The 13105-nt window shown below is 54.2% G+C and carries 12 protein-coding genes; 9 read left to right on the forward strand and 3 right to left on the reverse strand.

The annotated features are described in order from the left end of the window. Nucleotides 1-265: 265 nt before the first annotated feature. From LCF41_RS07495 to LCF41_RS07525, 7 genes are all read left to right on the forward strand, one after another. Complete coding sequence (locus LCF41_RS07495) at nucleotides 266-2170, forward strand: FTR1 family iron permease (protein WP_225087511.1); 1905 nt, start codon at nucleotides 266-268, stop codon at nucleotides 2168-2170. A gap of 120 nt (nucleotides 2171-2290) precedes the next feature. Further along, complete coding sequence (locus LCF41_RS07500; protein ID WP_180743736.1) at nucleotides 2291-2818, forward strand: iron transporter; 528 nt, start codon at nucleotides 2291-2293, stop codon at nucleotides 2816-2818. Between the two features lie 157 nt (nucleotides 2819-2975). Next, nucleotides 2976-4373 (forward strand): Fe-S-containing protein, encoded by a 1398-nt coding sequence (locus LCF41_RS07505; protein ID WP_225087512.1) that lies wholly within the window; start codon nucleotides 2976-2978, stop codon nucleotides 4371-4373. 2 nt (nucleotides 4374-4375) lie between these two features. After that, nucleotides 4376-5665 carry an ABC transporter permease gene (locus LCF41_RS07510; RefSeq protein WP_225087513.1) on the forward strand — a complete coding sequence of 430 codons (1290 nt, stop codon included), beginning with the start codon at nucleotides 4376-4378 and terminating at the stop codon, nucleotides 5663-5665. Next, nucleotides 5655-6794, forward strand: a complete 1140-nt coding sequence (locus tag LCF41_RS07515) for an ABC transporter permease (protein WP_347880985.1) — start codon at nucleotides 5655-5657, stop codon at nucleotides 6792-6794. The genes LCF41_RS07510 and LCF41_RS07515 overlap by 11 nt, the downstream gene beginning before the upstream one ends. Nucleotides 6795-6798: 4 nt before the next feature. Beyond that, complete coding sequence (locus LCF41_RS07520; RefSeq protein ID WP_225087514.1) at nucleotides 6799-7515, forward strand: ABC transporter ATP-binding protein; 717 nt, start codon at nucleotides 6799-6801, stop codon at nucleotides 7513-7515. After that, nucleotides 7502-7999, forward strand: coding sequence for a TlpA family protein disulfide reductase (locus LCF41_RS07525; RefSeq protein WP_225087515.1), 498 nt, complete (start codon nucleotides 7502-7504; stop codon nucleotides 7997-7999). Before LCF41_RS07520 ends, LCF41_RS07525 begins: the two co-directional genes overlap by 14 nt. A gap of 31 nt (nucleotides 8000-8030) precedes the next feature. Here the strand turns inward: LCF41_RS07525 and LCF41_RS07530 are convergent, their stop codons facing one another. Both LCF41_RS07530 and LCF41_RS07535 read right to left on the reverse strand, forming a co-directional pair. Next, nucleotides 8031-9008, reverse strand: a complete 978-nt coding sequence (locus LCF41_RS07530; RefSeq protein ID WP_225087516.1) for a DMT family transporter — start codon at nucleotides 9006-9008, stop codon at nucleotides 8031-8033. A gap of 123 nt (nucleotides 9009-9131) precedes the next feature. Further along, the gene (locus LCF41_RS07535) at nucleotides 9132-9965 is read right to left on the reverse strand and encodes an AraC family transcriptional regulator (RefSeq protein ID WP_225087517.1); all 834 of its coding nucleotides are present in this window, start codon (nucleotides 9963-9965) and stop codon (nucleotides 9132-9134) included. A gap of 361 nt (nucleotides 9966-10326) precedes the next feature. Here LCF41_RS07535 and cbl point away from each other — a divergent pair, with 361 nt between their 5' ends. Further along, on the forward strand, nucleotides 10327-11280 hold the full coding sequence (cbl, locus tag LCF41_RS07540; RefSeq protein ID WP_225087518.1) for an HTH-type transcriptional regulator Cbl: 954 nt from the start codon (nucleotides 10327-10329) through the stop codon (nucleotides 11278-11280). Here cbl and LCF41_RS07545 read toward each other — a convergent pair. Next, complete coding sequence (locus LCF41_RS07545) at nucleotides 11268-11474, reverse strand: hypothetical protein (protein ID WP_225087519.1); 207 nt, start codon at nucleotides 11472-11474, stop codon at nucleotides 11268-11270. The two genes, cbl and LCF41_RS07545, sit on opposite strands and share 13 nt — an antisense overlap. A 300-nt stretch (nucleotides 11475-11774) precedes the next feature. Here LCF41_RS07545 and gltP point away from each other — a divergent pair, with 300 nt between their 5' ends. Next, nucleotides 11775-13091 (forward strand): glutamate/aspartate:proton symporter GltP, encoded by a 1317-nt coding sequence (gene gltP / locus LCF41_RS07550; protein WP_225087520.1) that lies wholly within the window; start codon nucleotides 11775-11777, stop codon nucleotides 13089-13091. Nucleotides 13092-13105 lie beyond the last annotated feature (14 nt).

Consider the following 13105-nt stretch of genomic DNA (forward strand, 5'->3'; position numbering starts at 1 on the left):
TAGGCCGTCGATGGTTTTTTATTAACATTGGCATTATTTTTGCTTTTCATTTTTCGAATAACTTTCGTCGTTTTTGCGATCAAAAAACGGCGTTTTTCCAGAATGATAAAAATAAAATAGGAACGTTAGGCTTTAATTATCGATTGAAATTTTTAATTACAAATAAAAGAATTTATTGCGAATGTTTTCGTGACCTAAATCAAGACAGATGGCGGCTTCAAAGTGATAATAAGAATAACTATCATTTGTGCTTCATCACACGCTTATGTCTATCTGGCAAAAAACGCTTCTATTGTTGTGTTGGCTGTTGAGTTGTTCAGTGGCAGTTGCCGCGACCGATTACGCTTCATTCATTCAGGATATCGAAACCCGGCTGGATAAAACGGCTCAGCTCTATGAGCAGCAAAAGCCGGATGATGCCCGCACCGAAGTTCAGATGGCCTATTTCGAGGTGTTTGAAAACCTTGAAGGCCCTATCCGTATCAACCTTTCCGCGCAAAAAAGCTATCAGCTAGAGGCCACATTCGGTGAAATTCGCCGCATGATTGGCGAAGGAAAGCCACAAACCCAGGTACAGGCAAAAATTTCATGGTTGAAGGGCGAGCTGGATGCCGTTCTGCCCGTGCTGTCAGAAGGCCACAAGCTGGTTGCACAGGAGCAGCACGGTGCCTATGACAACACGGATATTGCACCGTACTGGCAGCAGAGTTTCAAAATCATCGATGACCAGCTCGCGCAGGCCGTGGCGGAATATCAGTCCGGTGATTACAAAAAGGCCAGTCAGAGCGTACAACAGGCTCACTATCAGGGGTTTAAAAACTCTGAAATGGAGATGTCGGTCAGGCAAAACCGCTCGGCGCAGCAGGCCGCTTCCATTAATCAACAATTCTCCGCACTGATTACGCTAGCTGGCCAGCCCGACCAACTGACAGACGTCGCCTATCGGGTAACCACGCTGTTGCAGGACATCGAAGATGTCTTACCGGGATTGCCGACAACGCGCGACAGCCAGCAGGCAACGGCGGCGCCCACTGCCAACGCGGATACGGGTGCGATACCGGATGCCAACTGGGCGAAAGTTGCCGACGATATTAATCAGGCCATTGCTGCTGCGATTGCGCAGTATCGTCAAGGTCAGACTAAGCCTGCCATCATGGCGGTGCAGGACACCTATTTCGATCTGTTTGAAGCCACGGGCATGGAGAACAAAATTGGTTCTCGCGATGCGGCGTTCAAATCTACGCTGGAAGGCTATTTTACCCGTTTGGTGAGTCTGATGAATGCCAAACAACCCGCGGAGCAACTTCAAGGGCAGGCCGAGGCATTGCAACAGGAACTGGCGAAGGCGGTCACCATGCTGGGCGACGGCGGTGAAACGCACTGGAGTTTGTTGATCTACAGCCTGCTGATTATTGTGCGCGAAGGTCTGGAAGCCTTGCTGATTGTGGCGGCAATCGTGGCTTATCTGGTGAAAAATAACCAGCAGGACAAGCTGTCGCTGATTCGTCAGTCGGTTTATGTCGCGCTGCTGTGTAGCGTGATTACCGCCGTCCTCTTCCAACTTCTCTTCACCAATTCCGGCGCCAGCCGTGAGCTGCTGGAAGGCGTTACGATGCTGATCGCCGTGGTGATGCTGTTCTTCATGAGCTACTGGCTGTTGTCCAAAGTTGAGGCGCGGCACTGGAAGGCTTATCTGGAAGGCAAGCTGTCCCACTCGTTGAGCAGCGGTTCCATGATTGGCCTGTGGCTGACCAGCTTTCTGGCTGTATACCGCGAAGGCGCGGAAACGGTGCTGTTCTATTACGCGCTGGTCGGCGATGCCAGCAACATGGCGGGGCACCTCTCTATTTTGGCTGGATTTGCCATCGGCTGTGTGATTCTGCTGATCGCTTATCTCGTGATGCGCTACACCATTGTCAAACTGCCGCTTAAGCCGTTCTTCATGTTTACCGGCTGCTTTATGTACCTGATGGCATTTGTGTTTGCGGGTAAGGGTGTGTTGGAACTGATCGAAGGCAAACTGTTTGAGCCGACGCTGCTGACCGGCGTGCCGGAAATCAGCGGGTTGGGTATTTATCCTTATGTGGAAACGCTGATTCCACAAGGCGTGCTGGTTGTCGCGGCGTTAATTGCCCTGTGGGTGATGCGGCGCAGGGCGTCTGCCGTCTGATAAAGCATGCATGCAGCGCTAAGTTCATACTGGAAGCAATAAGAGCAGAAAATAACCATAACAACCTCAATCGCTTAGTGAATTAAGCGAAGAGGGTCGACTGAGATGAGGATGGGTTTGATGAATATGCAAAAAAGTCTGATTGCGGGTGCCGTTATTGCCGGTATTTTCACCGCGCCTGCCGCGCTGGCGTTTAAAGAATATCCAGCGGGTGAGCCGGTTTCCATGAACGAAATGGAAATTGCCGCCGTTTATCTGCAACCTATCGACATGGAACCACGTGGAATGGGTCTGCCTGCCGCGAAAGCGGATATCCATCTGGAAGCCGATATTCACGCGGCGGAAGGCAACAAGAATGGTTTCGGCGCGGGTGAGTGGATGCCGTTCCTGACCATTGCATACACCCTGACTAACACCGATACCGGTGCGAAGCAGGAAGGCACCTTCATGCCAATGGTTGCCAGCGATGGCCCGCATTACGGTGCGAACATCAAAATGATGGGCGTGGGCAACTACAAAGTGACCTACCACATCGAACCGCCATCAAAAGCCGGTATGCACCGTCACACCGATGGCGAAACGGGCGTAGGCCGTTGGTGGAAACCGTTTGATGTCAGCTTTGACTTCAAATACGTCGGCTTAGAATAAGGTCTTCTGTCCGCGATGTTCTGTCGCGGCCGTGTTCACGCCTCTGCGGGTATGCTATCGCTTCCCGCAGAGGCGGTGATTTTTCGGTCAGGGTACTGATGCCAGCAAACATTATGCTCAACCAACACACCTGCAACTTGAACGGTGCCGGGTATATATGAGTTATTTCTTTATCACGACCCTCCAGTCCTTCCTGCCGATAGCGCTCTTGCTGGGGTTGAACTGGAGCCATCGTTCTACGCCGACAATTAGGCCGCTGGGCTGGATCACGCTGCTGGCGTTGTTCGCCGGTACGTTTATTGGCGTGCATTTTCCTAACGGACAGGCATTTCTGCTGGGCTTTACGGCGCTTCAGGCGCTTGCCTTGATCCTGTTTCTGGTCTGTCAGTGTTTTTCCCACCCACGTCTTGGCTACCTGTGGCAGGCGCTGCTGGTAGCGGGAGCGGCGGTGCAGTGGGGCAGCGATCCCAATTTGACCGCGCTGACAACCACCCATGTGGTGAATACCGATCTGCTGCTGAATTTTAGCGCCGTGGTGCTGGCGTTTGGCTGGCTGGTGTTCTGTGCTGCGCTGTGCGGCATGATCGTGCGCCGCATTCGCTTACTGCGCTGGCCGCTTCTTGCGCTGCTGGTCGCACTTCTGCTGCTGCCGATAAGCGGCAACCTGCTGTTGCTGTTGATGAAATTACAGGTACTGGGGCTGACCAAGCCACGCCTGAGCTATGTGGCGCACGTGACTAACAGCGCGTATTTACTCAATTACCTCAGCGCGTTGTTTATGGCGATGTTGGCTGCCGGGCTGGTTTGGCCGCTGCGGCATGCGCGTCGTCAGATGCTGGCTGAGCATGACGCGATTGAAAAGCGTAAAGCAACCGCGGGCTATCGCACCGTGCGTCGTACGCTGCTGTCAACCGTCGCAGCGCTGCTGGTGGTGGTGTTAGCCCAGCTCTATTGGGACAAGGTTGCATCACAACCGCCTCGCCTGTCGGAAGCTCAGCCAGTGACGCTGGCAGCGGATGGCAAAGTACATATTCCGATTGAACAGGTGCGTGATGGCAAGTTGCACCGTTTTGTGTGGATTGCCGATGACGGCAAGGCCGTGCGCTTTTTCATTATTAACCGCTACCCCGATCGTCTGCGTCTGGGCGTGGTGTTTGATGCCTGTCTGCTGTGCGGCGATCAGGGCTACGTGATGGAAGGCAATCAGGTGATTTGTGTCGCCTGCGGCGTGCATATTTTCATTCCTTCTATCGGGAAGGCGGGGGGCTGTAATCCGGTACCGATTGAAGGGTGGAGCAACGACGATAATGAACTGGTGATTGGACGAGCGTCACTGGCGGCAGGCACGAATTACTTCTCGACAGTGGTGTCGATGGACGTCATCGATCCGGTTGATGGTTCCAAACTGACCAACGTGAACGCGGAACATAAATATCGCTACGGCGGTAAAACGTACTTCTTCTCGTCGGAGGCCAACTATAACCGCTTCCGCGAAAGTCCCGCAAAATTCGCCACCGCCAAAGCGGCGGCTGGCGAGCAGGCTGAGGGGGAATAATCATGCTGTGGCGACTGTTACGTCAGTCCTGGCGCAGAAATATCCGGCGTAAATCGCTGGCGGTGCTGACCGTGTTTTTGGCCGCGGGTTTGATCTCCGCGCTGCTGGCGGTCTCCATCGACATCGGCGACAAAATGGCGCGTGAGCTGAAGTCCTACGGCGCGAATATTTTGATTGAGCCAGCAGGTCAGGCAGCGCTGCCTGCGCTGTTTGGCGAACGCAGTAATCCGCTGGAAGGGCAGGATTTCCTTGATGAGGCCGAGTTGCCGAACATTAAAGATATCTTCTGGCGTAATAACATTGTCGGTTTTGCGCCGCTGTTGAGCGGTGATGTTGAAATCAATGGTCAGCCAGTTGCCGTGCTGGGCACCTTCTTTTCTCAGCCTGTCGCGGTGCCAGATGAGGAAGACTATCGCACAGGGCAAATGACCGTTAGCCCTTACTGGCAGGTGGCGGGGCAATGGCCGCAGGAACCGGTGACGGCGGAACATGTGGCACAGGCGCTGGTGGGAAAACAGCTGGCGGCGCAAACGGGCTGGAAAATCGGGGATAAACTCGCGCTGCACGGCGCAAAAGGGGATGCAACGGTAGAAGTGAGCGGCGTTCTGAGCAGCGGTGGTGATGAAGAAAGCCGTTTGGTCATGCCGCTGGCAACGGTGCAATCGCTGCTGGGGCTGACGGGGAAAATTCAGGCTATTCGCGTATCGGCGCTCACCGTGCCGGAAAACGAACTGTCGCGTCGAGCGCGGGAAAACCTGGAAGCGCTGAATGCCGAAGAATATGACCTCTGGTACTGCACCGCGTATGTCTCTTCAATCGCGCACCAGTTGGAAGAAGCGATTTCCGGCTCGGTAGTGCGTCCTATCTGGCAGGTCGCCGCCTCGGAAGGCGTGGTGATCGACAAGATCCAACTGCTTCTGGCGGTGGTGACGTTTGCTGCGCTGGTCGCTTCTGCGATGGGAATCGCCTCGCTGATGACCAGCACGATTATGGAACGCGCCAAAGAGATCGGGCTGATGAAAGCGCTGGGTGCCCGCCAGTGGCAGATCATGCTGTTGTTTTATCTCGAAGCGGCGTTGAGCGGGTTGCTTGGCGGGATCGCGGGCTGCGTCGCCGGCTGGGGACTGGCGAAAGCGATTGGCCTGATGCTGTTCAGCGTCCCCTTGAGCTTCGCGTGGATCGTGATTCCCTGCGTACTGGTGATCTCGGTGTTGATTGCCATTATCGGAACGTGGTTCCCGGCGCGCCGGATTGCCGGGTTGTATCCGGTGGAGGTGCTGTATGGGCGCTAACGGCTGGATGAACAGCATGTTCTGGCGACTGGTATTCCGCGCGCTGCGGTTGCGTATGCAGCGCGTCAGTGTGGTGTTCGCGGCGCTGATGGTTGGGGCAGCGATTGTGACGGCGATGTCCGCCGTCTATTTTGATATCAACGCCAAGATGAGTCAGGAACTGCGTACCTTCGGCGCGAATTTTTACATCGGTCCGGCGCGGGGCAATTCGATCCCACAGAGTACGTTTCAGCCGATTATTGATAACGCACCGGCTGGGTTAATCAATGCATCCAGCCCTTATCTGTACGGTATGGCACGTACGGAGCTGGAAAAAGTGGTGTTGATGGGCGTGTGGTTCGAATCGCTGCGCCAACTGGCACCGTACTGGCAGGTCACGGGTAACTGGATTGGCGTGAGCTTCGATGACCGTAACTCGATGATCGGGGTGAAGCTGGCGGAGCGACTGAACGTCAAGGTCGGCGACAGCATCACGCTGGTGGGCGACGGCGGTAAACAGCGTTTGCAGATCAAAGGCATCGTGGAATCCGGCGATGCGACGGACAACATGCTGATCGTGAATCTGGAACTGGCGCAAAAGTGGCTGGATAAAGAAGGTGCGATCAGTAATGCCCTGTTGAGTGTCAGTAACGATCTGGGGCAGGTGGATCGCTTCGCCGCTCAACTCCAACAGCAGTATCCACAACTGGAGATCCGCCCGATCCTGAAAGTGTCGGCGTCGGAAGGTCAGGTGTTGAATAAAATCAAAGGGCTGATGGGGCTGGTATCGGCGGTGATTCTGGTGCTGTCTTCCCTGTGTGTGAATACCACGCTGATGGCGATTGTCGGGGAACGCGCGCGCGAGTTTGCGCTACAGAAAGCGCTGGGCGCGAGCGGACGAGACATCATCCGGCAGATGCTGGCTGAAACCGGCATTATCGCGCTGGCGGCTGTCGTGTGCGGCTCGATTCTGGGGTATCTGCTGGCGCAGGTGCTGGGGCTTGCGGTATTCAACGCGACGATTTCCCTGCGTTTGCCCGTGTTCCCGCTCACGCTGGTGCTATCGTTGTTGGTTGCTGCCGTGGCGGCGGTGGTTCCTACCCGGCGGGCGATTTATGTTGAACCGGCCAAAGTCTTGAAAGGAGAGTAGGTCGATGTCTGTAGAGGTGAACGCGCAGGAAAAAGCGCAGGCAGCGGAGGCGGTGATTGAAACTCGCCAGCTCTATAAACGCTTTGGTCAGGTTACCGCGCTGGAAAACATCAATATCCGTATTGCCCGCGGTGAGTTTGTCGCCATCATGGGCGCGTCGGGTTCCGGTAAAACCACGCTGATGAATATTCTCACTTGTCTGGATACGGTGAGCGAAGGGCAGGTATTGCTGGATGGCGTTGATGCTGCCGCGCTGGATGAGGAAGGGCGGCGTCGGTTCCGTGCCGATAAGATTGGGTTAGTGTTTCAGCAGTTCCACCTGATTCCGTTTTTGACCGCGTTGGAGAACGTGATGCTGGCACAGCATTACCACAGCGTGGTGGATGAAGCGGCGGCGCAGCGCGTACTGGATCAGGTTGGTCTGGCGCATCGCGTGAATCACTTACCGAGCCAGCTTTCCGGCGGTGAACAGCAGCGCGTGTGTATCGCCCGTGCGTTGGTGAACGAACCTCCTGTGATTTTCGCTGACGAACCGACGGGAAACCTGGATGAAGAGAACGAACGGCGGGTGTTGGATCTGCTGCAAGATCTGCATCGGCAGGGGCGCACTATCGTGATGGTGACGCACAATCCTGAACTGGGCCGGTTTGCTGACCGCATTATCCGTTTGCAACACGGTAAGTATTTTGGTGAAGAGGTGAATCATCATGAAATGGCGTAACGGTATTACCGCGTTTTGCCTGCTGGGCGCACTGGTGCTGAGCGGTTGTAAGGAAGAACAGGTTAGCGTTGGGGCGCAGGCACCGGCACTGGCGGCTTACGATCTGGCTGGGCAGCAGGTGGATCTATCGCGCTGGCAGGGGAAAAACGTGTACCTGAATTTCTGGTCATCGGGCTGCGGCGGTTGCATGGTGGAAATGGGCGCGCTGGAAAAGCTGAGTCAGGAGTATGGCGATAAAGTTGTTGTGGTTGCGGTTAATACCGATCCTGACGGCGTAGATATCACCTCGATGCTGGCGCACCACAAGGTGACTTATCCGGTCGTACGCGATCAGTTGGGCATCACCAAAGAGCGCTATCAGGTCAGCGGCACGCCAACCTCATTTATTATTGATGCCAACGGCAAGGTGACCGATCAGCATCAGGGCGCGAGGGATGAAGCGCAACTCACTGCGCTGTTTCAGAAGCTGGCAAGCCGGACATAAAGACCGGCTTGTCTTATTTCCTCACTCGCTTTCACTCAGTCCGTGAAATCGGCACCTGAACTTCCACAATCACAGGTTCCGGTTTCACCCGCATGGCGTAGATCACCCCGACAATCAGGCAGGTGATGCCGCAGAGCGTCAGCAGCGGCGGCCAGGATTGCCGGATGATGAAGGCATAGGTCAGCCCCGCCAGCGTTTCAAACACAATCAGCGGCCCTACCAGCACCGTCGGCAGACGTTGGCTGGCTTCGTTCCAGAACAGCGTACCGATCCACGAACAAAACAGCCCAATCGCCAGCATCAGCGGGATGAAGACCTCAGGCCGTGGGCCGAACGGCTGCGTAAAGGTGCTGTCCGTTAGCGCCAGATGGCCGCACACCAGCAGATAACCCAACAGCGCCAGCGGTAGCGTGACCAGCCCCTGCGCTGTAGCCCAGGTTGTTGGTGTGTTGCCTTTGTGGTCGCGCAGCCAGCGGGCGTTGCGTAGTGGATACCAGGTCCAGCAAACCACGGCGAGGAAAGCCATCGCAATGCCGCTGGCGTAACGCCATAAATCGAATGTGGCCGTGCTTCCCTTTAGCTCTGCAATATTGATGCAGACCAACCCCGCCGCAATCAGCAGCAGCGAGGGCAGCAGTCGACGCCAGGCCACGCGGCCATCATGCTTGCTGTACAGCACGTTGGCGGTAACAGAAATCACGACAGGCAGGGTGCCGATAATCATCGTCGAGATTGGCGCGCCTGTGCGTTGGATGGCGCTGGCAAGCAGGAAGTAGTAAAGAAAATTACCGATAACGGTGAGCTTGATGGCTTCTAGCCAGTCGCTGCGGGTTAACTGGCGTAGGCGGCGGCGATCGAGCCAGGCTAACGGCAAGGCAATTAACCCAAAAGCCAGATAGCGCCCGGTAGATTGCAAGGCAGCAGAATAGTCCGGTACCAGCAGCGGCCCAACGAAAATCAGCCCCCACATCAGTCCGGCGGCAAGTGCAAATAAAATACCAATCAGCATGATAGACCCATTTGTTCACAATAGTGCATCGCGCCAGTCTAGGGAGAGTCTGCGATGAATTATTGTAGGATATTGCTGTTTGTCATCGAAGGGGGAGCGATGACCGTCGGCGTGCTGAAAGCGTTAGCGCTGAACCGGATACACCTGCTTTTGGTAGCGAATGGGCGTGACACCATAGCGTTGAGCGAAGGTGCGGGTCAGATGCGCCTGATCGGTCAACCCGACGGCGACAGCGACATGGGCAGCCGCCATTCCGCGCGTCAGCATCTGTTTAGCTTCATACAGCCGAATTGCCATCAGCATCTGGTGCGGTGTGACGTGAAACTGGGCTTTGAACTGGCGCAGAAAGTGATAGGGGCTGAGGGAAACCAGCGCTGCCAGTTCTTTTAGGGTAATCGTATGGGCGAAGTTTTCCCGCAGATAGGCTTTCACCACATCAAAGCGATGGATCGGTTCAATCCTCTGGCGCTGTGCGATGTGCGCATGCGGGCGGAAAAGTTCAATCAGCGACAGCAGCAGGCTTTCGCTCGCTAAGGGATCGGTCGTCTGCCACATCGCAGCCAACGTTACTGCCAACTGGCGAGCGGTGGCCGGATCGTGGCGCACCACGTCGGTAAACCACCAGCCTTTCTCGCCGGAGACGTTCTCCAGCACATCGGGTGGGATGTAGATCATGCGATAGCGCCAGCCGTCTTCCGCCGCCGATTCCCCCGTATGCAGCTCATCCGGGTTCATCAACACTAACGAATCGACAGGCGCAATATGCTTGGCGCCACGATAGCGGAATCGCTCCGCGCCGGCGTCGATGGTGCCGATGCCAAACGCCTCATGCGTATGCGGCTCAAAGGCATAACGGCAGATATGCGCGTGGTAAAGCTCAATGCCGGGCAGCGTCGGCAAATGCCGGAACTGGGCATAGTCTCTTTCATCGGTAAAGTGTTCCGGTACGCCCTGCATGCTGTCACCTTGTCTCTCATTATGATTTCCATCATAGCAGCGATAGCACGTCAGCTTGAAGTGGTGCGTCTTATTTAGCGGGTACGGAAAGTGTGAAAACAGGGAATAAAAACGCGGGGATAAATAGATCAGAAAGGCATAAATCATAGCGAAATGGTTGATTGATGGCACGCGAGTGACAAAAACGACTTCATCTAACTGTTTGATTTTAAAATTTATGTCTATTCCTTGTTAGGTAAGATAGTGCGGTAGACATACCGTTAGTATAAAAAAATATAATCAACTCCATTTGCTTATTTGTTCTGGCTCTCATTACTTGCATCAATATTGCTATCTGTAATAAAGGACAAGGGAGTGAAAGGTGAACTTTCAGCAACTGAAGATTATTCGTGAATCAGCACGGTGCAATTACAACCTGACCGAGGTGGCGAATACGCTGTTTACCTCTCAATCCGGCGTGAGCCGACATATCCGCGAGCTGGAAGAAGAGCTGGGGATTGAAATCTTCATCCGGCGTGGCAAACGTCTGTTAGGTATGACCGAACCGGGAAAAGAGCTGCTGGTCGTGGCGGAGCGTATTCTGAACGACGCCAGCAATATCCGGCGATTGGCGAATGTTTTCACCAATAACGATACCGGCCAATTGGTCATCGCGACCACGCATACGCAGGCGCGCTACAGCCTGCCGCCGGTGATTAAAGCCTTCCGTTCGCTGTATCCGCAGGTGCGTCTGGTGCTGAATCAGGGCACGCCGGATGAGATCGTGGCGATGCTCCATTCCGGTGAAGCGGATATCGGTATTGCCAGTGAGCAATTGATTAACGATCCCTCGCTGGCAGCGTTCTCCTATTATCGTTGGCACCATTCGGTCATTGTGCCGGAGGATCACCCGCTGACGCAGGAACGGGTTATTACGCTAGAGATGCTCAATGCGGAGCCGTTGATTACCTATCGTCAGGGAATTACCGGTCGCTCGCGTTTGGATCGTGCGTTTCAGGCGGTGGGGATGTCGCCGGATATTACGTTGAGCGCGCAGGATTCGGATGTGATTAAAACCTATGTTGAGCTGGGGCTTGGCGTCGGGATTGTGGCCGATATGTCATACGATCCTGCGCGCGATACCGGGTTGGTGCGGTTAAATGCCGAGCATTTGTTTGAAGCGAATACGGTCTGGCTGGGGTTAAAAAAGGGTCAGTTACAGCGTAATTATGCCTGGAAATTTATTCAGCTGTGTAACACGGAACTGTCGCTGGATGACATTAAAGATAAGGTGTTCTCGGATAACGATGAAGCGGTGATTGATTACCAAATCTGAGTGATAGCACGGTTTCCTAACCCGATGCCCAGACAGCATTTTTCTGACTGGGCAGGGTTTTTCCTGTCGATTTTGTGGCGATTTCTTGTACCGCAGCGCCCGCCATTTTCTGTACTCGATTCAGCATAAATATGGTTTATCGTGCCGACAATCTGCTTGATCTGATCGTGCTGCAATAGTAGCATTCCTGCCATAACAATAACTTATGTCTGAATTTTTGTTAAGTGATACAAATACTTGTGCGTTTTTATTGAATAATTATGTTAACGGTTTTTGTATCGTAATAGAAAGTTTACCCCAAATCATTCGAGTGGCAGGACAAAACGTGTGCGTTTTGAACAGCGTGCATGCAGCTTGACGTATGACGGGGTAATTCATCAGACATCCTTCTCAATAGTCAGTCACCTCCACGTTGATTTTTTCGGTTCGCATTGCGCCGGAGTCGCGCTAGCGCCATGTTCGTCATGGCGGGGAGTTTAAAACGGAAAATGACGATGAAAACACAAAAAATCAGCCTTGCCTGGCAAATCCTTATCGCATTGGTACTGGGTATTGCACTCGGTGCCGTGCTGCATGAACAGCAAGAAAGCCGCCAGTGGCTCATTAGCAATATTCTTAGTCCTGCTGGCGACATCTTTATCCGCCTGATTAAAATGATCGTTGTCCCGATTGTGATCGCCACGTTGATTGTCGGGATTGCCGGTGTCGGGGATGCCAAAAAGCTCGGACGCATCGGCTTCAAAACCATCCTCTATTTTGAAATCATCACGACAGTTGCGATTATTCTTGGCATCACGCTGGCGAATGTCTTCCAGCCGGGTCACGGCATCGATATGTCGACGCTGACCGCCGTGGATATCTCGCAGTATCAAAAGACCACCGAGCAGGTGCAGAGCGGTTCCCACAGTCTGGTGGGGACGGTGCTGTCGCTGATTCCGCCGAATATTTTTGCGGCAATGGCACATGGCGAAATGCTGCCTATCATCTTCTTCTCGGTGCTGTTTGGTCTGGGGCTATCGTCGTTGCCGAAAGATCACCGCGAACCGCTGCTGAACGTCTTCCGCGGCGTGTCAGAAACCATGTTCAAGGTGACGCACATGATCATGCGCTATGCGCCAGTTGGGGTATTTGCGCTGATTTCTGTCACGGTTGCCAACTTCGGTTTTTCGTCGCTGTGGCCGTTAGCCAAGCTGGTTATGCTGGTTTATGCCGCGATTTTCTTCTTCGGGCTGGTGGTGCTCGGCATTGTCGCGCGGCTGTGTAAGCTGCGTATCACCATCTTGATTCGTATCCTCAAAGATGAACTGATCCTCGCGTACTCGACTGCCAGTTCTGAAACCGTGCTGCCGCGCATCATTGAAAAGATGGAAGCCTATGGCGCGCCGAAGTCGATTACCAGCTTCGTGGTGCCGACCGGTTACTCCTTTAACCTTGATGGTTCTACGCTGTACCAGAGTATTGCAGCGATCTTCATTGCGCAGCTGTACGGCATTGAGCTATCGATTGGGCAGGAAATTGTGCTGGTGCTGACGCTGATGCTGACGTCAAAAGGCATTGCCGGCGTACCGGGCGTGTCATTTGTCGTGCTGCTGGCTACGTTGGGCAGCGTCGGTATTCCACTGGAAGGGCTGGCGTTCATTGCGGGCGTTGACCGTATCCTCGATATGGCGCGTACCGCGCTGAACGTAGTGGGAAATGCACTGGCGGTGCTGGTTATCGCCAAGTGGGAGCACCAGTTCGATGAGCAGAAGGCGCGGGCCTATGAGCGTGAGTTGAAAGGGATAAGTACACAGCCCGCCCAGCAGGGATAATCCTGCGGTATTGA

This window comes from Pectobacterium colocasium (assembly GCF_020181655.1).
In the GTDB taxonomy this organism is placed as follows: Bacteria; Pseudomonadota; Gammaproteobacteria; order Enterobacterales; family Enterobacteriaceae; genus Pectobacterium; species Pectobacterium colocasium.